This window comes from Asticcacaulis sp. AC460, from assembly GCF_000495795.1.
Lineage (GTDB): Bacteria > Pseudomonadota > Alphaproteobacteria > Caulobacterales > Caulobacteraceae > Asticcacaulis.
The window spans coordinates 34,862-53,848 of the sequence record NZ_AWGD01000018.1; the positions used below are offsets into that span (position 1 = coordinate 34,862).

Annotated in this window: 23 protein-coding genes; 9 read left to right on the forward strand and 14 right to left on the reverse strand. The window is 63.9% G+C overall.

All coding sequences use genetic code 11. The annotated features are described in order from the left end of the window. Nucleotides 1–21: 21 nt before the first annotated feature. From acs to ABAC460_RS34265, 3 genes are all read left to right on the forward strand, one after another. Complete coding sequence (gene acs, locus ABAC460_RS34255) at nucleotides 22–1,962, forward strand: acetate--CoA ligase (protein WP_023453186.1); 1,941 nt, start codon at nucleotides 22–24, stop codon at nucleotides 1,960–1,962. Nucleotides 1,963–2,059: 97 nt separating this feature from the next. Next, the gene (locus ABAC460_RS34260; RefSeq protein WP_023453187.1) at nucleotides 2,060–2,572 is read left to right on the forward strand and encodes a hypothetical protein; all 513 of its coding nucleotides are present in this window, start codon (nucleotides 2,060–2,062) and stop codon (nucleotides 2,570–2,572) included. Between the two features lie 86 nt (nucleotides 2,573–2,658). Then, nucleotides 2,659–3,132 (forward strand): MOSC domain-containing protein, encoded by a 474-nt coding sequence (locus ABAC460_RS34265; protein ID WP_235075794.1) that lies wholly within the window; start codon nucleotides 2,659–2,661, stop codon nucleotides 3,130–3,132. Here ABAC460_RS34265 and ABAC460_RS34270 read toward each other — a convergent pair. The 11 genes from ABAC460_RS34270 to ABAC460_RS34320 form a co-directional block, all read right to left on the reverse strand. Beyond that, the gene (locus ABAC460_RS34270; protein WP_023453189.1) at nucleotides 3,108–3,728 is read right to left on the reverse strand and encodes a glutathione S-transferase family protein; all 621 of its coding nucleotides are present in this window, start codon (nucleotides 3,726–3,728) and stop codon (nucleotides 3,108–3,110) included. The two genes, ABAC460_RS34265 and ABAC460_RS34270, sit on opposite strands and share 25 nt — an antisense overlap. A 3-nt stretch (nucleotides 3,729–3,731) precedes the next feature. After that, nucleotides 3,732–4,028: a DUF1905 domain-containing protein gene (locus ABAC460_RS34275; protein WP_023453190.1), complete on the reverse strand. Its 297-nt coding sequence runs from the start codon at nucleotides 4,026–4,028 to the stop codon at nucleotides 3,732–3,734. Next, nucleotides 4,018–4,647 carry a DNA-3-methyladenine glycosylase family protein gene (locus ABAC460_RS34280; RefSeq protein ID WP_023453191.1) on the reverse strand — a complete coding sequence of 210 codons (630 nt, stop codon included), beginning with the start codon at nucleotides 4,645–4,647 and terminating at the stop codon, nucleotides 4,018–4,020. Before ABAC460_RS34280 ends, ABAC460_RS34275 begins: the two co-directional genes overlap by 11 nt. A gap of 44 nt (nucleotides 4,648–4,691) precedes the next feature. Next, a complete protein-coding gene (locus ABAC460_RS34285) occupies nucleotides 4,692–5,513 on the reverse strand; it encodes a hypothetical protein (RefSeq protein WP_023453192.1) in 822 nt (273 codons plus the stop codon). Nucleotides 5,514–5,522: 9 nt separating this feature from the next. Next, entirely contained in the window at nucleotides 5,523–5,981 is a 459-nt protein-coding gene (locus ABAC460_RS34290; RefSeq protein WP_023453193.1) for a DUF350 domain-containing protein, read from the reverse strand. Nucleotides 5,982–6,115: 134 nt separating this feature from the next. Next, nucleotides 6,116–7,330 carry a 23S rRNA (adenine(2503)-C(2))-methyltransferase RlmN gene (rlmN, locus tag ABAC460_RS34295; protein ID WP_023453194.1) on the reverse strand — a complete coding sequence of 405 codons (1,215 nt, stop codon included), beginning with the start codon at nucleotides 7,328–7,330 and terminating at the stop codon, nucleotides 6,116–6,118. A gap of 77 nt (nucleotides 7,331–7,407) precedes the next feature. Beyond that, entirely contained in the window at nucleotides 7,408–7,926 is a 519-nt protein-coding gene (locus ABAC460_RS34300) for an RNA polymerase sigma factor (RefSeq protein WP_023453195.1), read from the reverse strand. A gap of 22 nt (nucleotides 7,927–7,948) precedes the next feature. Next, nucleotides 7,949–8,152 carry a YgaP family membrane protein gene (locus ABAC460_RS34305; RefSeq protein ID WP_023453196.1) on the reverse strand — a complete coding sequence of 68 codons (204 nt, stop codon included), beginning with the start codon at nucleotides 8,150–8,152 and terminating at the stop codon, nucleotides 7,949–7,951. A gap of 85 nt (nucleotides 8,153–8,237) precedes the next feature. Next, nucleotides 8,238–8,915 (reverse strand): YitT family protein, encoded by a 678-nt coding sequence (locus ABAC460_RS34310; protein ID WP_023453197.1) that lies wholly within the window; start codon nucleotides 8,913–8,915, stop codon nucleotides 8,238–8,240. Nucleotides 8,916–9,004: 89 nt separating this feature from the next. Further along, complete coding sequence (locus tag ABAC460_RS34315) at nucleotides 9,005–9,418, reverse strand: c-type cytochrome (RefSeq protein WP_023453198.1); 414 nt, start codon at nucleotides 9,416–9,418, stop codon at nucleotides 9,005–9,007. A 67-nt stretch (nucleotides 9,419–9,485) separates the two neighbouring features. Beyond that, entirely contained in the window at nucleotides 9,486–10,229 is a 744-nt protein-coding gene (locus tag ABAC460_RS34320; RefSeq protein ID WP_023453199.1) for a HesA/MoeB/ThiF family protein, read from the reverse strand. A gap of 70 nt (nucleotides 10,230–10,299) precedes the next feature. On the opposite strand from ABAC460_RS34320, the gene hslV reads away from it, so the two are divergent. Genes hslV through hslU form a run of 4 tightly spaced genes read left to right on the forward strand, consistent with a single transcriptional unit; the run spans nucleotide 10,300 to nucleotide 13,109 of the window. Continuing rightward, a complete protein-coding gene (hslV, locus tag ABAC460_RS34325) occupies nucleotides 10,300–10,848 on the forward strand; it encodes an ATP-dependent protease subunit HslV (RefSeq protein ID WP_023453200.1) in 549 nt (182 codons plus the stop codon). Continuing rightward, nucleotides 10,845–11,219: a hypothetical protein gene (locus ABAC460_RS48225; RefSeq protein WP_023453201.1), complete on the forward strand. Its 375-nt coding sequence runs from the start codon at nucleotides 10,845–10,847 to the stop codon at nucleotides 11,217–11,219. The genes hslV and ABAC460_RS48225 overlap by 4 nt, the downstream gene beginning before the upstream one ends. A 4-nt stretch (nucleotides 11,220–11,223) precedes the next feature. Then, nucleotides 11,224–11,814, forward strand: a complete 591-nt coding sequence (locus ABAC460_RS0124445; RefSeq protein WP_200863673.1) for a GNAT family N-acetyltransferase — start codon at nucleotides 11,224–11,226, stop codon at nucleotides 11,812–11,814. Continuing rightward, a complete protein-coding gene (gene hslU / locus ABAC460_RS34330; protein ID WP_023453203.1) occupies nucleotides 11,811–13,109 on the forward strand; it encodes an ATP-dependent protease ATPase subunit HslU in 1,299 nt (432 codons plus the stop codon). The genes ABAC460_RS0124445 and hslU overlap by 4 nt, the downstream gene beginning before the upstream one ends. Here the strand turns inward: hslU and ABAC460_RS0124450 are convergent, their stop codons facing one another. The 3 genes from ABAC460_RS0124450 to ABAC460_RS34340 form a co-directional block, all read right to left on the reverse strand. Then, nucleotides 13,110–13,409, reverse strand: coding sequence for a DUF3144 domain-containing protein (locus ABAC460_RS0124450; RefSeq protein WP_023453204.1), 300 nt, complete (start codon nucleotides 13,407–13,409; stop codon nucleotides 13,110–13,112). It abuts the gene before it with no gap. 36 nt (nucleotides 13,410–13,445) lie between these two features. Next, nucleotides 13,446–16,622 carry a beta strand repeat-containing protein gene (locus ABAC460_RS34335; protein ID WP_023453205.1) on the reverse strand — a complete coding sequence of 1,059 codons (3,177 nt, stop codon included), beginning with the start codon at nucleotides 16,620–16,622 and terminating at the stop codon, nucleotides 13,446–13,448. 288 nt (nucleotides 16,623–16,910) lie between these two features. After that, nucleotides 16,911–17,369, reverse strand: coding sequence for a low molecular weight protein-tyrosine-phosphatase (locus ABAC460_RS34340; protein ID WP_023453206.1), 459 nt, complete (start codon nucleotides 17,367–17,369; stop codon nucleotides 16,911–16,913). A 95-nt stretch (nucleotides 17,370–17,464) separates the two neighbouring features. On the opposite strand from ABAC460_RS34340, the gene ABAC460_RS34345 reads away from it, so the two are divergent. Together ABAC460_RS34345 and ABAC460_RS34350 are read left to right on the forward strand one after the other, a co-directional pair. Further along, on the forward strand, nucleotides 17,465–18,574 hold the full coding sequence (locus ABAC460_RS34345; protein ID WP_023453207.1) for an alpha/beta hydrolase: 1,110 nt from the start codon (nucleotides 17,465–17,467) through the stop codon (nucleotides 18,572–18,574). Between the two features lie 61 nt (nucleotides 18,575–18,635). After that, entirely contained in the window at nucleotides 18,636–18,983 is a 348-nt protein-coding gene (locus ABAC460_RS34350; protein WP_031236692.1) for a phosphoribosyl-ATP pyrophosphohydrolase, read from the forward strand. Nucleotides 18,984–18,987: the final 4 nt, after the last annotated feature.

Genomic DNA, 18,987 nt, shown 5'->3' on the forward strand with positions numbered 1-18,987 from the left:
ATGCAGAGGACGACGACCACAATGCCCGACCATTTTTTCCGCGTTCCCGGTGATTTCATCCGCCCCGGCACCTTGACCGCCGGTGGCCTCCAGGCCCAGCGTGACCGCTTCGCCGCCGACCCGGAACATTACTGGCGGGGCCTGGGCGACTCGCTGGACTGGATCCACGAATACAGCCAGGTCAAGGACGTCTCGTACGACCGGGCCGACTTCCGCATCCGCTGGTTCTACGACGGGGTGCTGAACGTCTCAGCCAACTGCATCGACCGTCACCTGCGCACCCGTGCCGACCAGACCGCTATCATCTTCGAAGGCGACGATCCCGGCGTGTCGCAACACATCACCTACGCCGAGCTGTCGGAAGCGGTCAACAAACGCGCCAACCTGCTGAAGACCCATGGCGTCAAGAAGGGCGACCGCGTCACGATCTACATGCCGATGGTGCCGGAAGCCGCCTTCTTCATGCTGGCCTGCGCCCGGATCGGCGCCGTCCATTCGGTGGTGTTCGGCGGCTTCTCGCCCGACAGCATCGCCGGCCGGATTCTGGACTGCCAGTCGGATATCGTCATCACCGCCAATGAAGGCCTGCGCGGCGGCAAGACGATTCCGCTGAAAGCCAATGTCGACCTGGCCCTGCTGCAGTGCCCCAATGTTCGCCACGTCCTGGTGGTCGAGCATACGGCTGCGCCCTACCTGACCCATGGCGGCCGTGATGTCAGCGTCGCCAAGGCATTGGAGGGCATGTCGGCTGACTGCCCGCCCGAGCCGATGAATGCCGAAGATCCCCTGTTCATCCTCTATACCTCGGGTTCGACCGGCAAGCCCAAGGGCGTGCTCCACACCACGGCCGGTTACCTCGCCTGGGCGGCCTACACCCACAAGACCGTGTTCGATTACCAGGACGGCGACGTCTACTGGTGCACCGCCGATATCGGCTGGGTGACGGGCCATTCCTATGTGCTGTACGGCCCGCTGGCCAATGGCGGCACCACGCTGATGTTCGAAGGCGTGCCCAACTATCCGACCGTCAGCCGCTTCTGGCAGGTGATCGACAAGCACCAGGTCAACATCTTCTACACGGCGCCCACCGCCATCCGCGCCCTGATGCGCGAAGGCGAGGCGCCGGTGAAGGCGTCGTCGCGCAGCAGCCTGCGCCTGCTGGGTTCGGTCGGCGAGCCGATCAATCCCGAAGCCTGGCTGTGGTATCACAAGGTGGTCGGCGACAGCCGCTGCCCGATCGTCGATACCTGGTGGCAGACCGAAACCGGCGGTATCCTGATCTCGCCGGTGCCGGGCGCCACGCCGCTGAAGCCGGGTTCCGCCACCCAGCCCCTGCCGGGCGTTCAGCCCTGCCTCGTCGATGCCGAGGGCAAGATCCTGGAAGGCGCCACCGAAGGCAATCTCTGCCTGACCGATTCGTGGCCGGGCCAGATGCGCACCGTGTTCGGCGACCATCAGCGTTTCCTGGAAACCTATTTCTCGACCTATCCCGGCATGTACTTCACGGGCGACGGCTGCCGCCGCGACGAGGACGGCTATTACTGGATCACCGGCCGGGTCGACGATGTGCTCAACGTGTCGGGCCACCGCCTGGGCACGGCCGAGGTCGAAAGCGCCCTGGTCGGCCACAGCGGCGTCACCGAGGCTGCTGTCGTCGGCTATCCGCATGACATCAAGGGCCAGGGCATCTGGTGCTATGTCACCTTGAAACAGGGCGTCGAGGGTTCGGACGCTTTGAAGACGGAACTGCGCAACTGGGTGCGCCAGGAGATCGGACCGATCGCCTCGCCGGATGTCATCCAGTTCGCGCCGGGCCTGCCCAAGACGCGCTCGGGCAAGATCATGCGTCGTATCCTGCGCAAGATCGCCGAGGGTGATACGTCCAATCTGGGCGACATCTCGACCCTGGCCGATCCGTCCGTCGTGGCCGATCTGATCGAAGGGTCAAAGTCGCTCCGCTAAGCTTATGTATCCCTTATGGGGTAAGGACGGAATGCCGTCTCCGCCCTTATCTCCATGCGCCTATAATGATGGTTTAACCGCCTTCAGGAGGACCGTCATGGACAGGCCGCGCGACGACAACAACTTCCATACTTCCACCGATAATGCCCCCGATCTGTTTGGGGAAAAGGCCGGGCAGAGCCAGTCGGCGACAGACCAGCGTCAGAATCTGGATGGTTTAAGCCAGGTCCAGGGCGGCAATGCCTTTGCCAGCACCGCCGGCCTGACTGGGGATCTGACTCTTCGCACCCCCGACAGCGGCGTGGGCCAGGCCGGCGATCCGACCTTCGCCAGCGAAGTCCACGACAACGCGGCGGATTCGTTCGCGCCTGAACCACGGGCGACCGAAGGCACCCATAGCGAGCCGCGGGAGCCTAATGCCGTCGATGCCGTCACCTACGAGGGCAAGCGCGTGTTCTCGCCGCACGAACTGAACCAGGCCGGAGAGGACAAGGAATACTTTCATCCGGACAAGCACCACAAGTTCGACGCCCCGAAGGACGCCAATGACCACGCCCTGACCCCGGACATCGAGGTCAAGCCGGACAATACGGTCGGTCGGGTCGGCTAGCCCGCTGCGTCAAAACGGATTAAAAGCCGGGAGATGATCTCCCGGCTTTTGTCATGTTGAATCCGAACTCACCCCTGGCGAAACTGATGACCGCCCCCGTCCGGCCGGGTGTCGTGACGTGGATTGGTCTGCGTCCGAAACGCCAGGCGCCGGTCGAGGTGGTGGAGCGCGCCAGTCTGACCACGACCGTGGGCCTGGTCGGCGACCGTTATTCCGGCCGCAGCGGCGAACGTCATGTCACCCTGATCCAGGCCGAGCACCTGACCGCCATCGCCGCCTATCTCGGCCTGGACGCCGTCGCGCCGGAGCAACTGCGGCGCAACATTGTGGTGGCGGGTCTGAACCTGCAGGCCTTGAAGGAGAGGCGTTTTCGGCTCGGTTCCGCTTTACTGGAAATGACGGGGGAATGTCATCCCTGTTCCCGAATGGAGGAAACGTTCGGCCCCGGCGGCTATAATGCCGTGCGCGGCCACGGCGGCATCACGGCGCGGGTGCTGGAAGATGGCGAGGTTTGCGTGGGCGATGCTGTAACGGTTCAGGGCCAGTCGGAACGGGCATAGTTTGCGAAGGCGGGACGCGCCTTGAGGCGGTCGTAATAGGCGCGGACATACGGCAGGGCGGCATGGTCGAGCGGCGTTGCGACCCAGCGATGGACGGCTATGCCGATAGCGATATCCGACAGACGAAACTCCGGACCTGAGACGTAGCCGCCGGCCTTGGCCAGTTGGGCATCGAGAATGGTCATCGCCCGGTTCCACGCCTTGACCGACGCTTCGATCCGTCCGGAATCGTCATAGCCGGGCGTGCGGCGCGTCAGGGCCAGGAAGGCATAGACCCAGGCGGCGTTGAGATCGGTGGCCTGCCAGTCCAGCCATTGGTCGACATGGGCGCGGGCGACGGGTTCGGTGGGATAAAGCTCCGGTCCGTAGCCGTTGGCGAGATAACGAATGATGGTGTTGGACTCCCACAGCACCAGGTCGCCATCGATCAGCACAGGGATCTGGCCATTGGGATTGAGCGCCAGGAAGTCCGGCGTATCGACCGGGCGGAAACCAACGCCCCAGTCTTCGCGCTGATAGACCAGGTTCAGTTCGTCGCAGACCCACAGGACCTTACGGACATTCAGCGATGATGGGCGGCCCAGGACGCGGAGCATGGTTCAGCCTTTCACGGTCAATTCGATGGTGGCTTCGTCGCCGTCGCCCAGGTTTTCGGTTTTGCGCACGCTGGCCTTGATGGGGAGGAGATAGCTTCCCGCCGCCTTTTCCGGAAACAGCGAAGTGTGCCAGGCGGTGGCGCCGATGCGGGCTTCGACGGCGACTGATCCCCAGGCGCGGCGGTCGGCGACCTGGCACTTGATCTCGAAGGCGATATCGCCGGGCAGGGTGACGAAGATCCACGAGGCCGGCGCCTCGCCCTGCCAGCGCCACAGCCTGCCGGTGAAGCTATAGCTCACGGGTGGCTTCTCCGCGTTTTACGGCGCCGTACCACGCCCACAACAGATGCGACGCCACCGAACGAAACGGCGACCAGACTTTCGCGCGTTCGGCGCAGTACTTTTCGTCGGGTCGGGAATCCCGTTGGTCGAGCCAGCCCAGGGCCTCGCGCAGGGCGACGTCGCCGACCGGGAACAGGTCCAGCCGGCCTTCCGAGAACATCAGATAGACCTCGGCGGTCCAGCGGCCGATGCCCTTCAACGCCAGGAGCTTGTCGGCGGCGGCGTCGATATCGAGGTCCCTGAGGCTATCGGCATCGAAGGTGCCGGCGTGAATGGCCTGGGCCAGGGCGCGGGCATAGGCGATCTTGGGCCGCGACAGGCCGTAACCGCGCAACAGGTCCTCGTCATGCGAAAGCAGGGCCTGGGGGCTGACGTCTCCGAGGCCGGCTTGCAGCCGGCCGACAATGGTATCTGCGGCCTTGACCGACAGTTGCTGCTCGACGATCAGCCGCAACAGGGCAGGGAAGCTGCCTTCGCGCAGGCGGTACTGGATATGCCCGAAACGCTCGGTGAGCGGTTTCAGCTTGGGGTCGGCCTGGGCGAGACGGGCCAGATGGTCAGGATTCAGCGGCGTCATGGACGGTGTGTATCACCGGATTCGCCGGTTTCTGGCAGCAGGAACTACGACTTGATACAGCCGACCTGGGCGACGCGGTATTCACGTCGCAGCGTGTCCGAGACGATGCCGTAATTGGCCTTGGTGATGACGGCCTCGCTGTCGAAGTCGGGCTTCATCCCCGTGGTACTGGCCAGCTTGCTCAGGGTTTCCGGCGTCGAGGTATAGATGCGGCCGCGGCGCGGCTTTTCCTTGATGACGATGCCGATCGCACGGGCATTGTCGTCGACCACCGGCCCGCCGGCCAGCTTGTTGAGGTCGCCGCGGATGCCGTTGGTGCGGCCGGCCCGGGCCCAGGCCATGACGGTTTCGGAGCGCTCACCGCGCTTGGCGCGTTTCAGCGTCACGTTGCCGATATAGCGCGCGGTCGCCTCGCCCGGAACGCCGGCCGGGTAGCCCGGCATGAAGCCGCGTACGCCCGCTTCGACCGTCTTCGGATCGGCCAGGGCCAGGGCGCGGCCGGCGCCCTGGGTGAGGCCGACGACATAGCCGTCGACGCCCTTGACGTCGCGAACCTTGAACGGGACAGCCAGGTTGCCGCCGATATTCAGGAAGGGGTGCGGGCATCCGGCCACGCTCTGGCGCGCCATGATCCATTCCCCTGTATTGGCAAGCGAAAAGGCCGTGCCGGTCATGACGCGCTGATCGGCGGAGGGCAGGTTGATGATCGAGCCGGCCGAAAACGGGGTAAAGGTGGCGAAGAGGGACATTTCGCCGACACCCGGCGGCGGCGGTGCTTCGGGCAGGGCGGAGTCTTCGTGCCACGCGCCCGGCACGATCACCAGGACCGCGATACCTGCTGCGTAAAGGAGCCAGTCCAGTTTCACAGGCGTGCCCTAGAGCGAGATGGCGGCGGCGAGGACGAGGGCAGCGGCCAGCTTGGCGGCTACCAGCAGCACGGCGGCGGAGGTTTCGCCTTCGTTGATGCGGTTCGGCAGCCCGGCCAGCAGGAAATCGACCAGGCGGAAGACGAACAGTTGCAGGACGATGGTGGCGCCGCCCCACAGCAGGATTTCCCGCCAGGAGGTAGCGGCGGCCAGGGAGGCGGCCAGCGGTACGGCCAGGCCGATGATGACGCCGCCATAGGCCACGGCCGCGGCGGAGTTGCCTTCGCGGATCTGGTGGATTTCCTTATAGGGTGTCAGGACGGAATAGATGAAGGCGCCGAGGAACAGCAGCAGCAGGGTCAGGCCGGCATGGGCCAGGGTGGTCGGAAACCCTTCGGCAAACGCCTGGATTTCTGGCCGCAGAATCTCGGGCGACAGGAAATCGAGATTGAACGAGTCGGTAGTCATACGCTCCCCTTACCTTCTGTACGCCCCGCCGGGCGCTCATTCATGGGATATTGTCCCTGCAAGATCAAGTCCAACTATAAACCGCTGTGGACAATATTTCCTTCGAATTGATGATGCCTGAAAATTACAGGGCTTCAGTCGATCATGCCGGCCGCGAGATGGGCGAATGGCAGGCTTTCGCCGTGGTCGCTGTCCTCGTTTGGCGCATTTTGGGCTTCGCGGCGGATCGTCGAGGCGCGTTTCTTTTCGCTCTCGGACTTGAGCTGGCCACAGGCCGCCAGGATGTCGCGGCCGCGCGGGGTGCGGATCGGCGAAGCGTAGCCGGCCTTGTTCAGAATGGCGGCGAAGGTCTCGATCGCCGTCCAGTCCGAGCACTGGTATTGCGTGCCGGGCCAGGGATTGAACGGGATCAGATTGATCTTGGCCGGAATGCCTTTTAGCAGCTTGATCAGGGCGCGCGCCTCGGCCGGGCTGTCGTTGACGCCTTTCAGCATGACGTATTCGAAGGTGACGCGGCGGGCATTGGACAGGCCGGGATAGGCGCGGATGGCGGCCATCAGCGTCTCGATATTATACTTCTTGTTAAGCGGAACAATCTCGTCACGCAGCGTATCGTTGGTGGCGTGAAGCGAAATGGCCAGCATGGCCGCGGTGCGGTTGCCCAGGGCTTCCAGTTCCGGCACCACGCCCGAGGTCGAGACAGTGATGCGGCGGCGCGACAGGGCGATGCCTTCGTTGTCGGAGATGATGTCGATGGCGTCGGCGACATTGTCGAGATTGTACAGGGGCTCGCCCATGCCCATGAAGACGATGTTCGATAGCTGGCGGTCTTCCTTGGGCGACGGCCATTCGCCCAGATCGTCGCGGGCCACCTGGACCTGGGCGACGATTTCGGCCGCGGTCAGGTTGCGGACCAGCTTCTGCGTGCCGGTGTGGCAGAAGGTGCAGTTCAGCGTACAGCCGACCTGGCTGGAGACGCAAAGCGCGCCGGCGCGGCCGACGCTGGGAATGAAGACGCTTTCGACCTCGATACCCGGTCCCATGCGGATCAGATATTTGCGCGTGCCGTCACGTGAGATCTGACGTTCGACGATTTCCGGGCGGGCGAGGGTGAATTTGTCCTTGAACAGGGCGCGCTGGTCCTTGGCGATATCGGTCATCAGATCGAAATCGGTAAAGCCGTAATGGTGGACCCAGCGCCAGACCTGCTGCATGCGCATCTTGGCCTTGCGCTCTTCGACCACGCCGCTGTCGACCAGGGCACGCATCAGGCCATCACGGGTCAGGCCGGTGATGTTGATGAGCGCGGGCGTAGCGGGCTTTGCGGACAGGTCGAGCGTATGGGCCAAGGGATGCGGCTTTCGGAACAATCTTTCGGGGAGGTGCGAGCCTATACAGGAAACGGCCGGGAAAGTCCAATCGCGCCTTATGGCGCCAGATACTCCCGCACCAGCAGCCGGGCGCGGTGTAGCCGGGCCTTGACGCTTTCGCGTGTCAGGCCCAGCCGGGCGCCTATCTCATCCACCGTCAGTTCCTGGGCGTCGCGCAGCAGCAGGACGTCACGATAGTGCGGCGGCAGGGACTGGATGGCACGCGTCAGGTCCAGCCTCAGTTCGTCCTGAGGACGCCGGGTCAGGGTGGCTTCATGCTCGAGTTCGGCGACCGTGGCCGGCGGCATGGCCTGGCGTGCCAGTTTCAGGCACAGGCGCCGCACCACCTGAAACAGCCACGACGACAGGGCGCCGGCGTGGCGTACGCCGGCGATGTGCCGGGACAGGACCCACAGGGTTTCCTGGACGGCATCCTCCACGTCGGAAGATGAGCGGCAATTGCGACGCGCATAACGCCGGACGTCGCCCTGGACCGAGACGATCAGGGCCAGAATGGCGCGATCGTCGCCCGCCCGGGCGGAGTCGATCAGTGTTGCCGTTGTGTCGTGTCCCATATCTGCGTCTTATCGGTCCGATTTAGCGCTTGTCCAGTCGTCGTCCGGCCAGGCCGCACATCGGACAGAAGCCGATGAAGCCGGTCAGGGCAAAACCGGCGCCGGCCGCGGCGATGACGTAGGTCAGCCAACCTGTCAGCCACAGGAAGCCGGCAACAGCAATGCCCAGCCCGATCGCGACGCGCAGGACACGTTCGATCACCGGAAGGTTTTTGGAATATAGCATGATCAGCCTCCTCTGGTCCCTCACCATGAGGGCCTGATGTCCAAGAGGAGCGGGCGGGCGAAAACGGTTCGCGCGAATGAAAATTTTATCGCCCGATATAGCGCTCGGGCCGGTGAAAGCCCAGCATGACGCCACTCATGGCGGCGGCCGACAGCAGGGACAGGCCGACCTGTTGCCAGTTCAGCACCAGGATCGAAGCCGACAGGATAAGGGCGTCGCACAGCATCTGGGTCTTGCCGGCATTTATGCCTTTGGTCTTTTGCAGGTACAGGGCCAGCACGCCGGTGCCGCCGGCGCCGGCGCTGTGCCGCGCCAGGGCCAGGATGCCCATGCCGATGATGGTGCCGCCGAACAGGGCGGCAAAAAGCGGATTGACGTTGGACAGGGTGAACATCAGCGGCGCCAGGCTCGCCAGGCCCATGATGGCCAGGTTGACGATGACGGTCTTGATCATGAAGCGCTTGCCCATGGCCGGCCAGGCGAACAGGAAGAAGGGGATGTTGATCAGCATGAACAGCACGCCTACCGGCAGGGGCACGACATAGGAGACCAGCAGGGCGATACCGGCGACGCCGCCGGTCACCAGGCCGGCCGATTTCAGGAAGATGATGCCCAGGACGACGAACGAACAGCCGATGGCGAAGGCGTAGATGTCTTCGATGACGGTGTGTTTGACGGCCGGATAGAGCGCGTCGGCGCCATCCTTGTCGATTTTGCCTTTATCCGGGGCCGGTTTGACCGGGTTTGTCGCTGAAGCTGTCATGTCGAACTCGTCGAAGGCGACGTGTCCAGCCCTGTCGTGCGCAGATGCTTGCGCTTGAAACCATCCATGCCACAAAGGCGCGCGATCGTCTATTCGTCTTTGAGGGTTTTCAGGTAGGCGATGAGGTTGTGGCGCACCTTCGGGTCGTTGAACATCATCGGCATGTCGGTGCCGGTATAGACATGTTGCGGGCCCGACAGGAACTTGTCGAGGCGCTTTTCGCTCCACCTGTGGCCCTTGCGATTGGCCTTTTGCAAGGCCGGCGAATAGTCGAACCCTTCGACGGAACCGACCTTGCGGCCGACCACGCCAAAGAGGGGCGGGCCCGTGTCCAGAAGCATATGCGCACTGTCGTCATGGCAAAGGCCGCAGGCTTTGAAATACAGGGCAGCGCCGGCCTGAATATCGGCCGAGACCTCAACGGCAGGCGTCGTGCCGGGCGCCTTGGCGGACGCGGGTGAAGCGGCCACAAGCGCAACCGCGAGAAACAGAAAGGCCTTCATTTGACGCTCCATCAGGATCGAGCGACGATGGCGGTGATTGGACGGCGGGGCCTTGATCCAGATCAATTCAGCCGGAACAGACCGGACACTGGGGATCCGCCGCCAGGCCGACCACCCGGTTTTGCATCGTCAGGCCGTCGAAAATCATCAGCCGCCCGGCCAGGCTCTCCCCGGCGCCGGTGATCAGCTTGACCGTCTCCAGCGCCGCCAGGGTCCCCATCACGCCGGCCAGGGCGCCGACCACACCGACCCGCTCGCAGGTTTCGGCATCGGGCGGCAGGTCGGGCACCAGGCACTGGTAACAGGGCCGACCTTTAAACACGCCCAATTGTCCGCTCCATCGGCCGATGGCGGCCGACACCAGCGGCTTGCCCAGGGCATGGCAGACCCGGTTGACCAGCAGCCGGGTCGGGAAGTTGTCGCAACCGTCCAGCACGATATCGTAGTGGGAAAGGACGTCAGCAGCGTTGTCTTCGGTCAGGCGCAGGGGATGCACCCAGCAGTCGCAGTGCGGATTGACATCCTTCAGCCGCGCCCGGGCGGTCTGCGCCTTCGATGCGCCGATCTCACCGGTGCCATACAAAATCTGGCGCTGGAGATTGCTGAGACTGACCGCGTCATCGTCGATCAGGCCCAGGGTGCCAACCCCGGCCGCGGCCAGGTACAGGGCGGCGGGCGAGCCGATCCCGCCCATTCCGATCAGCGCCACCTTGGCGGCCTTGAGCTTCAGCTGGCCCTGGCCGCCGATTTCCTTCAGCACCAGGTGGCGGGCATAGCGGTCGATTTCGTCGTCGGATAACATGGCCCTCATATAGCCCTGCCTGTGATCCAATGCCAGACAGGCCTTGAAAGCCGCGCGTAAAACCGCCAAGTAAACGGCCATGCAAGACTCGAATTTTCCCAACTGGCACGGCACCACCATCGTCGCCGTGCGCCAAAACGGCAAGACCGTCATCGCCGGCGACGGCCAGGTGTCCATGGGCGCAACCATCGTCAAGGGTGGCGCCCGCAAGGTCCGCACGCTTGCTGGCGGTAAGGTGATCACCGGTTTCGCCGGCGCGACGGCCGATGCCTTCACGCTGCTGGAGCGCCTCGAAGCCAAGCTGGAGCTGTTTCCGGACCAACTGGCGCGCGCCTGTGTCGACCTGGCAAAGGACTGGCGCACCGACCGTTACCTGCGCCGGCTGGAGGCCATGCTGCTGGTCGCCGACCGCAACCATATCCTGACCCTGACCGGGGTGGGCGATGTACTGGAGCCGGAAGACGGTGTCGCCGCCATCGGATCGGGCGGGGTCTATGCCCTGTCGGCGGCACGCGCCCTGATCGAATACGAACAGGATGCCGAGGTCATTGCCCGCAAGGCGATGAAGATCGCCGCCAGTATCTGCGTCTATACAAACGACCACCTGACGATCGAGACCCTGTCGTGAGCCAGCGCGTGACCATTGAACAGGCCATCGCCAAGGCGAAGATGACGGTGCATATGCCGGCGACCTGCATCATGTTCGCCGCCTGGGGCCAGGCCCTGATCCTGGTGCCGATGGGGCAGTTGCCGCAGCTGTTTCTGTTGATGTCGATGGCCATCGCCGTCTCCGGCTGGCCTCTGGCCTGGGTATATCGAGCCTGGATGACGCCGCGGTGGAAACTGTGGGCCTATGCGGGCGCCGGCAATGTCCGGGAGATGAAAGCCGCCGCCGTTGCCGCCAAGGTCATTGGTCCCGACGACGGTTTTGCCGAAAAGTCGGAAATCTGTTCGAAAGAGATGCGCGCCCAGATCCTGAAGCTGGAAGGGCGGGCTTGAAATTGTGCTAACGCTTCGCGCCTTGAGCACGGTTCGCTACAGCTTCCGCCGCCTGACGCCGGACGATCTCGACTTGGTCAACGGCTGGATTTTGGCGCCCCATGTGGCGCAGTGGTGGGTGGATGCCGACGGGCCGGCAGAGCCGATCGGGCTTGAGGACTTCGACGAGCCGGATTTCCGCATGTGGCTGGTTATGCACGACGGTGTCCCGTTCGCCTATATGCAGGACTATGACCCGCACCTTTATCCCGGCCATCACTTCGCGGACCGCCCGGCGCCGGCCCGTGGCATCGACCAGTTTATCGGCGTTGCCGATATGGTCGGGAAGGGGCACGGTTCGGCCTTTATCCGGCAACGGGCGGCCGAGCTGTTCGACGAAGGCGCGGTTGTCGTCGTTACCGATCCGCATCCCTCGAACGGACGGGCGATCCGGGCCTATGAAAAGGCCGGTTTCATCCCATATGGAGAGGGCAACCACCCGCAATGGTGGCCGCAGCCTGCTGATGGCCTGCACCTGTTAATCCCGCCGCAACTTTTCATCCGAAGACCCAAACGCGTTTCGCGCATAACGCCCACAGACCGACTGACATCATGACCACTTTTTCTCCCCGTGAAATCGTCTCCGAACTGGACCGCCATATCATCGGCCATACCGACGCCAAGAAGGCCGTCGCCGTCGCCCTGCGTAACCGCTGGCGCCGCAAGGCCACCGATGACTCGATCCGCGACGAGATCACGCCCAAGAACATCCTGATGATCGGGCCCACCGGCGTCGGCAAGACTGAGATAGCCCGCCGCCTGGCCAAGCTGGCCCAGGCCCCCTTCATCAAGGTCGAAGCGACCAAGTTCACCGAGGTCGGCTATGTCGGCCGCGACGTCGACCAGATCGTCCGCGACTTGGTCGAGGCCGCCATGCTGATGATCAAGGACAAGAACCGCGCCGGTGTTCGTGCCAAGGCCGAGGCGGCCGCCGAAGAGCGTCTGATCGACGCCCTGGTCGGCAATACAGCCGGCCAGGCGACGCGCGACAGCTTCCGCAAGAAATTGCGTAACAACGAACTGGACGACAAGGAGGTCGAGTTGCAACTGACCGAGACCGGCTCTCCGATCGGCATGATCGAGATTCCGGGCCAGGCCGGCAACAACTTCAACCTCGGCGACATGCTGTCCAAGGCCATGGGTGGGCGCAAGAAAACCGTCAAGACCTCGGTCAAATCGGCCTGGCCGACCCTGATTTCGGAAGAGTCCGACAAGCTGCTTGACCAGGAGGCGGTGGCGGGTGAGGCCCTGCGCCTGGCCGAGAACGAAGGCATCGTGTTTCTGGACGAGATCGACAAGGTGGCGTCGCGATCGGAACGCGGCGGCGCCGATGTTTCGCGCGAAGGCGTCCAGCGCGACCTGCTGCCGCTGATCGAGGGCACGACGGTGTCGACCAAGTACGGCCCGGTCAAGACCGACCATATCCTGTTCATCGCCTCGGGCGCCTTCCACGTCGCCAAGCCATCGGACCTGTTGCCGGAACTGCAGGGCCGCCTGCCGATCCGCGTCGAGCTGAAGGCCCTGACCCAGGACGATTTCCGCCGCATCCTGAGCGAGCCGGAAGCCAACCTGATCAAGCAGAACCAGGCCTTGATGAAGACCGAGGGCGTGACCTTGGAGTTCGATGATGGCGCGATTGCCGAGATGGCGGCGGCGGCGGCTTCGGTCAATGCCAAGGTCGAGAATATCGGCGCGCGCCGGCTGCACACCGTCATCGAAAAGGTGATGGAGGAGTTGTCCTATACCGCGTCGGACATGGCAGGGCAGTCGGTGCTGATCGATGCCGACTATGTCAAGCGCCGCCTGGGCGACATCGCGACGGACGCCGATCTGAGCCGGTATATCCTGTAATCAGGCCTTGGTCTCGTCCTTCGGAAAGTTCTTGTCGTAGGTGCGGACATAGTCGTCGAAATGGGCCTCGAACATCTTGCGGCACTGGTCGACGAAATAGTCCGCGGCTTCGGCCTTCTTGGCGGCGAACTCGGCCTCCGACGGGGCCATCTTTGCCCATACCCAGGCATGGTAGCGCGCCGCCGCTTCGTTCAGCGACACGCTGATATTGATCGGCGGCGTCGTGGCCAGGTAGCCATTGGCCGTGTTGATAAAGCTCGTGAAACGGGCCTCGAAACCGGGATCGATATGCTGGGTCATGCAGACGCTTTCGTTTAAACCTGCGCACCCATAGCACTACACCACGTAACCGTTCCAGTCCGTCAGGCTCCAGCCGGTTACGCCCAGCACCAGGATGGTCCCGCCGGCATGGGTCAGGGTGGCGCCATCGACGCCATCCGACACTGCCGTGAAGCTACCGCCCGACAGGTTGAAGCGGTCGACGGTCTGGAAGCCGGCCACAGTGTCGTTGCCGGTGTCGCTGGTGGCGAATTCGAACACATCGGCGAAGCTGCCGCCGTCGAGGTAATCATTGCCGCGGCCGCCGATCAGCAGGTCCTGATGGGCGCCGCCGTACAGGCTGTCATTGTCCGAGCCGCCGTCCAGGGTATCGTAACCGTTGCCGCCTGTCAGGACGTTGGCGGCGGCGCTGCCGGTGATCTGGTTGGACAGGGCATTGCCGGTGCCGTTGACGGCGACGCCCAGCAGGCTGAGATTCTCGACATAGGCCAGGGATGCCAGTGAGTAGTCGTCGGCGCTGAAAATGATGTCGGTGCCACCGCCCGCGACCTCGATGATGGTGTCGTTGCCGTAGACATAATAGGTGTCGCCGCCGTCGCCGCCGTTGAGGGTGTCATCGCCCAGGCCGCCGGTCAGGATATCGTTTTGCTGGCCTCCGCTGAGGCTGTCGTTTCCGCCCCCGCCGTCCATGGTGTCGTAGCCGCTGTAGCCGGTCAGGATATTGGCGCCGTCGTTGCCGTCGATCTGGTTGGAACTGCCGTTGCCGTCGCCGTTGCTGTCGGCCGACCCTGTCAGCTTCAGGTCCTCGACATGGGCCAGGTTGTAGAGTGAGAAGGTGGTGGCGCTTTCGACCTTGTCGCGGCCGCCGCCGGCGTCTTCGCGCAGGTCATCCGCGGCGTCGGGGTCGATATAGAGATCGTTGCCCGTGCTGCCGATCAGGGTGTCGACGCCGGCCCCGCCGACGATCGTGTCATTGCCGGTTTCGCCCTGCAGCACGTCGTTGTCATCGCCACCGTAGAGCAGGTCGTTGCCGGTGCCGGTAAAGGCTATGTCCAGGCCGTCGTCGCCCCAGACCGTGTCGTTGCCGTACATGCCCAGCAGGGCGTCATTACCGGCGCCGCCGTGCAGGTGATCGTCATTGTCGTTGCCTTCCAGCACGTCGAAACCGTCACCACCGTAGAGGGTGTCATTCTGGTCCAGTCCCAGCAGGTGATCGTCACCCTCATTGCCTTCGATATAGTCGTTGCCGTTCTGGCCGGTGATCGTGTCGGCGCCGCCCAGGCCGAACATATTGTCGGCATCGGTCGTGCCGCTGAGCGTGTTATCGCCGCCGTCGCCATAGATGTCGGCGCTGATGATACCGGCCGTGATCGCCGGTCCCGGCGCCGGCTGGACGCGCGTGTTCCACTGCGCGAGCGTCCATCCGGTGATGCTGGCCATCAGGATCGTGCCGCCGGCATGGGTCAGGGTTGCACCACCCGGACCGTCCGAGACGGCGGTGAAGTCGGCGCCGCCCAGGTCGACGAGGTCGGCTGAGGTCTGGAAGTCGGTGATCGTGTCGTCGCCGGCGCCCGAGGCGGCAAAGACGAAGGTGTCGCCGAAGCTGCCGCCGGTCAGGCTGTCGTTGCCTGCGCCACCGGTCAGGCTGTCGGCGTGGGCGCCGCCGTCGATCGTGTCGTTGCCGTCGCCGCCGCTGATCGTATCCAGGCCGTTGCCGCCGGTCAGGCTGTTGCCCGAAGCATTGCCGGTCATCACGTTGGAAATGGTGTTGCCGGTGCCGTTGGCCGCAGTGCCGGTCAGGGTCAGGTCTTCGAGATTGGCGCTCAGGGTGTAACTGATGGCGCTTTCGACGCGGTCACGCCCGGCGCCGGCGTCTTCGGTGATGCTGTCGCTGTCGGTGACGATATAGACGTCGTTGCCGGTACCGCCGAACAGGGTGTCGGCGCCGGTGCCACCGTTCAGGGTGTCGTGGCCGCCCTGGCCGTACAGGACATCGTCTTCGGTGCCGGCGTCCATGGTGTCGTCGCCGGTATCGCCCCAGAGAATATCCAGGCCCTGGCCGCCCAGCAGGGCGTCGGCGCCGTTGCCACCGATCAGCAGGTCGTTATCGGCGCCGCCGTCGAGATAGTCCTGGTCGTTATTGCCTTCCAGGGTGTCGCTGTGCGCGCCGCCGAACAGGCGGTCGTCTTCAGTACCGCCCAGAAGGTGGTCGGTGCCATCGCCGCCAATCAGCGAATCCGCGGCGCTTTCGCCCCACAGGGTGTCGTTGGCGGTGGTGCCGATGACGGTATCGTCGCCCTGGTTGCCGTGGACGGTCGGCGCGGCGGACCCGGCCGCCAGGGAGACGCCGAGGTCGAACCGGTTGGCGCCATCGTGGCCGTGCAATTGCGCTCCCGTGGCGAAGAACAGGGTCTCGAAGCCGCTTGCGGCCAGTTCCAGGAAGGCTTCGTGGATGACCACGCCGTCAATCGACAGCCGGTCCGAACCGTCGCCGCCGGTGACGCTGCCGCCGACCAGAACGCGGGCGTTGCTGAAGGTGATCTGGTCGTTGCCGGTGCCGCCGGCGATGGTGTTGATCCAGCCCGACGAGGTGATGATGTCGTTGCCGCTGTCGCCATAGAGATAGGAAATCCCGGTCCCGCTCATGGCGATGGTGTCGTGACCGGCGCCGCCCGTCATGGTGCTGGCGCCGTCGGCCAGCGAACTGAGATAGTCGTTGCCGTTATTGCCATAGACCTGGTTGATGGCGCCGCTGCCCAGGCGGATGTCGTCACCACCGCCGCTGCCCTGGACCAGGAAGTTGGTGACGGTCTCCGCCGTGCCGTCCAGCACCAAGCGGTCACCGCTGACGGTCGACAGGGCGTTGACGGTCATGGCGCCCAGGCCTGCGCCCAGGGTCAGATTATACTGGTGGCCCGAGGTCAGTTTCAGGCTTTCGATACCGATCAGGCGCTGGGCCGTCAGGGACAGGCCGGCGGAATAGTCGCCGTTCAGCACCACCTCATCATAGCCCGCGCCACCGTTCACCGTATCGGTGACATCAAGGAAGGCCCCGGCCTGCAGGGTATCGTTGCTGCCACCCAGATAGACGAAATCCGTACCGCCGGACACCATGCGCGCCAGATCCTCGAGATCGGTCGCCAGGGCCAGATCGGTGAAGTCGGATGTCGGCACCTGACCGTCGCCTGAGACGTGGACAAAGTCATTCCCTGCGGTGAGATCGAACGTAGCCATGGCGTTTCCTCCTGCCGGCTTTTCGCGGCATTGTATGATCTGAGTTGCGATGAACGCTTACAGGTTCCCTGGGGGTACGCTTTAAGTTACTGAAAAATATAAATGAACTTCGAAATTCGCATGCGGATGCCGCCAGGCCCGGCAGCGTCTTTGCGACTCTTTTGCACCGGGAAAGGCGGCTTGTCGAGGCTTCAAGTCAGAGTTGATCGCCGCTTTTTCGGCGGTCCTTACGGGCAAACGATTGCAGCCCGTTACCGCTGCATACGGTAACGGGGCAGTGATCCCGGATCACACCAGTTTCGCCAGAAGCGCGTCACTGGCCTGGTCGCACAGCCGGTAGACGGCTTCGAAGTCGCGCGCGCCGCCGTAATAGGGATCGGGCACGTCCTTGTTCAGGCCCAGGGCTTCCTCGAGATAGAGGGCGACCTTCGCCTTCGAACCCGGCGGCTGCATCTGCGTCAGGTGACGGACGTTGTCGCGGTCCAGACCCAGGATCAGGTCGTAGTGATCGAAGTCGTGCGGCTTGACCTGGCGGGCGGACTGGCCGGAAATGTCCATGCCGAAGCGGGCGGCGACGGCAATGGAGCGGTGGTCGGGTGCTTCGCCGGCGTGCCAGCCACCGCAACCGGCGGAGTCGATATCGAAGCGATGGTCCAGGCGCTTTTCGCGCACCTTATGGCGCAGCACGCCCTCGGCCAGCGGGGAACGGCAGATATTGCCAAGGCAGACAAACAGGATGGCGGTCATGCGGTTGTCATAGGCCGAGGCGATAATTACAACAACCGTTGAAATTGCGCCGGTGCCGGGGTAGGCTCGGGCAAACCATAAGAGGGCAGGGAACCATGATCCGCATTATCGCCGCCGCCGCACTGATCCTGGCGACACCCGCATTGGCCGAACCGATCGTCGCCACCCCGGCGGAACAGGCTCAGATCGAGGCCCTGAAACAGCCAGAGGACTGGTTCATCGCCCACCTGAAAGGCCCGCGTGAAGAGTCCGATGGTGTTAAACTGGATGCGCGGCTGCAGTGGGTGCTGGAAAATACGACGCGTCCGGCTTCGGCGCCGGCGGTCCAGGCTTACCTGCGCGAAAGCTATAAGACGCCGGAAGGCCGCGCCGCCACCCGCACGGCTCTGGACCGCTACTGGGCGCTGCGGACGGCGCCTGGGCCGCAGATGGCGACCGAGGATCGCACTGTCCCAGGTCGTGACGGCAATGCCATTCCGATCCGCATCTACCATCCGGACGGCCTGCCCAAGGACGCCCCGGTAATCGTCTATTATCATGGCGGCGGTTTCATGTTCGGCAGTATCGACGCTTTCGACCCGTCAGTACGGATCATAGCGGCCGAGGCCAAGGCGGTGGTGGTTTCGGTCGGCTATCGCCTGGCGCCGGAACATCCCTATCCCGCCGCCTGGAACGATGCCGAAGACGCCTATGACTGGGTGCAGGCCAATCTGGGTGGCCGGGTCGGCCTGGCCGGAGACAGCGCCGGCGGCACCTTGGCGATCGCGACGGCGTTGCGGGCGCGTGACGCCAAAAAGCCGATGCCAAAGGCCTTGCTGCTGTTCTATCCCGGCGTCGATCGGGTGAACGATTATCCGTCACTGAAGGCACTGGGGTCGGGCTACGGGCTCGACGCCGACAATCTGAAATACCTGGCCGATCAGGTTTATCCGGCCGGTGTCGCAACGACGTCTGCCGATACGTCTCCGGTGCAGGCCGACCTGTGCGGGTTGCCGCCGGTTCGGGTGGTTTCGGCCGGGTTCGATCCGTTGAAGGATTCTCAGGCCGCCTTTGCCCGGTTGGCCGAGACGACGTGCAAGTTGAAGGTGTCGCATATCCGCTATGGCGACCTGATCCATGCCTTCCTGCAGACCACGGCTTATGTGCCAACGGCCGACGAAGCCGCCCGCAGCGAGGCGCAACGCTTCGGCAATCAACTGCGCTAGGCTTGCCGGGTTTAAGAATCGCGCTTACAAGGGGTGAGAACATCCCGTGAACGGTGCCGTCATGTCCTTGCCAATACCCGAACTGGAAGCCTTTATCGACCGGCTGAAGGTCATTTCCGACCGCTATCAGAGGGTCTACGACGTCGACCGCAGCGGCGACTGGCACCTGATCAAGGTCCAGGAGGAGATGGGCGAGCTGACCCAGGCCTATCTGGCCATGACCGGCCGGTCGCGTCGCAGCGTCGACGGCGCCCGTCATGACGTGGCCATGGAGATGGCCGACGTCATCTGCATGGTGCTGCTGATGGCGCGGTCCGAAGGCATCGACCTCAATGCCGCCATCACCGAGAAGTGGCTGAAATGGGAGCAAGTCATGGCTGATGAAGGTGCGCCGGAACGGGTCGGATAGTAGA

Coding starts and splice junctions, on each gene's coding strand:
- ABAC460_RS34270 (WP_023453189.1), bottom strand. CDS start 3,728: ATGCTCCGCGTCCTGGGCCGCCCATCATCGCTGAATGTCCGTAAGGTC.
- ABAC460_RS34305 (WP_023453196.1), bottom strand. CDS start 8,152: ATGCTATATTCCAAAAACCTTCCGGTGATCGAACGTGTCCTGCGCGTC.
- ABAC460_RS34310 (WP_023453197.1), bottom strand. CDS start 8,915: ATGACAGCTTCAGCGACAAACCCGGTCAAACCGGCCCCGGATAAAGGC.
- ABAC460_RS34335 (WP_023453205.1), bottom strand. CDS start 16,622: ATGGCTACGTTCGATCTCACCGCAGGGAATGACTTTGTCCACGTCTCA.
- ABAC460_RS34345 (WP_023453207.1), top strand. CDS start 17,465: ATGATCCGCATTATCGCCGCCGCCGCACTGATCCTGGCGACACCCGCA.
- ABAC460_RS34315 (WP_023453198.1), bottom strand. CDS start 9,418: ATGAAGGCCTTTCTGTTTCTCGCGGTTGCGCTTGTGGCCGCTTCACCC.
- ABAC460_RS34290 (WP_023453193.1), bottom strand. CDS start 5,981: ATGACTACCGACTCGTTCAATCTCGATTTCCTGTCGCCCGAGATTCTG.
- ABAC460_RS34340 (WP_023453206.1), bottom strand. CDS start 17,369: ATGACCGCCATCCTGTTTGTCTGCCTTGGCAATATCTGCCGTTCCCCG.
- ABAC460_RS34300 (WP_023453195.1), bottom strand. CDS start 7,926: ATGGGACACGACACAACGGCAACACTGATCGACTCCGCCCGGGCGGGC.
- ABAC460_RS34265 (WP_235075794.1), top strand. CDS start 2,659: ATGACCGCCCCCGTCCGGCCGGGTGTCGTGACGTGGATTGGTCTGCGT.
- ABAC460_RS34350 (WP_031236692.1), top strand. CDS start 18,636: ATGTCCTTGCCAATACCCGAACTGGAAGCCTTTATCGACCGGCTGAAG.
- acs (WP_023453186.1), top strand. CDS start 22: ATGCCCGACCATTTTTTCCGCGTTCCCGGTGATTTCATCCGCCCCGGC.
- ABAC460_RS34280 (WP_023453191.1), bottom strand. CDS start 4,647: ATGACGCCGCTGAATCCTGACCATCTGGCCCGTCTCGCCCAGGCCGAC.
- ABAC460_RS0124450 (WP_023453204.1), bottom strand. CDS start 13,409: ATGACCCAGCATATCGATCCCGGTTTCGAGGCCCGTTTCACGAGCTTT.
- hslV (WP_023453200.1), top strand. CDS start 10,300: ATGCAAGACTCGAATTTTCCCAACTGGCACGGCACCACCATCGTCGCC.
- hslU (WP_023453203.1), top strand. CDS start 11,811: ATGACCACTTTTTCTCCCCGTGAAATCGTCTCCGAACTGGACCGCCAT.
- ABAC460_RS34260 (WP_023453187.1), top strand. CDS start 2,060: ATGGACAGGCCGCGCGACGACAACAACTTCCATACTTCCACCGATAAT.
- ABAC460_RS34320 (WP_023453199.1), bottom strand. CDS start 10,229: ATGAGGGCCATGTTATCCGACGACGAAATCGACCGCTATGCCCGCCAC.